This is a genomic window from Streptomyces sp. NPDC056361 (genome assembly GCF_042262805.1).
Taxonomy (GTDB): Bacteria; Actinomycetota; Actinomycetes; order Streptomycetales; family Streptomycetaceae; genus Streptomyces.
Genome location: NZ_JBHJQI010000330.1, coordinates 1 through 1005 on the forward strand (window position 1 = coordinate 1; position 1005 = coordinate 1005).

A 1005-nucleotide genomic window follows, 5' to 3' on the forward strand; every position below is an offset into this window, starting at 1 on the left:
TGAGCCCGAGCGGTGCATCTTGACGCTTTCCTGACGCGCCCGCCGCCTTCGGGCATCCGCGGGCTGCTTACGCTGGCTCGGCCGTCCGCACGACGGCCGAAATCCCCTCACCCAGCCGCAGCTCAGGAGCACCCCCATGGCCACCCCACCGAACGCGCGCACCGGACAATTGCGCGCGTGGATGCTGGAGGGCCTCTCCGACATGGGGAAGGGCAAGCCCTCCCGGCCCAAGGAGGCGGCACCGGACGCCGGACACACCGGGCAACGCTGGTGGCGGGTGATGTGCCTGACCGGTGTCGACTACTTCTCCACCCTCGGCTACCAGCCCGGCATCGCCGCCCTGGCCGCCGGCCTGCTCTCCCCCGTCGCGACGATCGTCCTGGTGATCGTCACCCTGGCCGGCGCGCTGCCCGTCTACCGGCGGGTCGCGGAGGAGAGCCCCCGCGGCGAGGGCTCGATCGCGATGCTGTCGCGACTGCTGTCCTTCTGGAAGGGCAAACTGTTCGTCCTGACCCTCCTCGGGTTCGCCGCCACCGACTTCCTGATCACCATCACCCTGTCGGCGGCCGACGCCTCCACCCACCTGGTGGAGAACCCGCACCTCGAAGAGGCCCTCCACAACAAACAGCTCCTGATCACCATGGTGCTGATCGCCCTGCTCGGCGCGGTGTTCCTCAAGGGCTTTTTGGAGGCGATCGGCGTCGCCGTCGTCCTCGTCGGCACCTACCTCGCCCTCAACGTGGTCGTCGTCGTCTCCGGCCTGTGGCACGTACTCACCGAAGGCCACGTCGTCACCGACTGGACGGCCGCACTGACCGCCGAACACGGCAACGTCTTCGCCATGATCGGCGTCGCCCTGCTCGTCTTCCCCAAACTCGCCCTCGGCCTGTCCGGCTTCGAGACCGGCGTCGCCGTCATGCCCCACGTCCAGGGCGACCCCGGCGACACCGAGGACAGGCCCACCGGCCGCATCCGGGACACCAAGAAGCTGCTCACCACGGCCGC

The 1005-nt window shown here is 69.5% G+C and carries 1 pseudogene; it reads left to right on the plus strand.

Going from position 1 to position 1005, the window contains the following annotated elements:
• Positions 1-136 precede the first annotated feature (136 nt).
• A pseudogene (locus ACFCY7_RS40545) lies at positions 137-1005 on the plus strand (amino acid transporter); the annotation flags it as partial.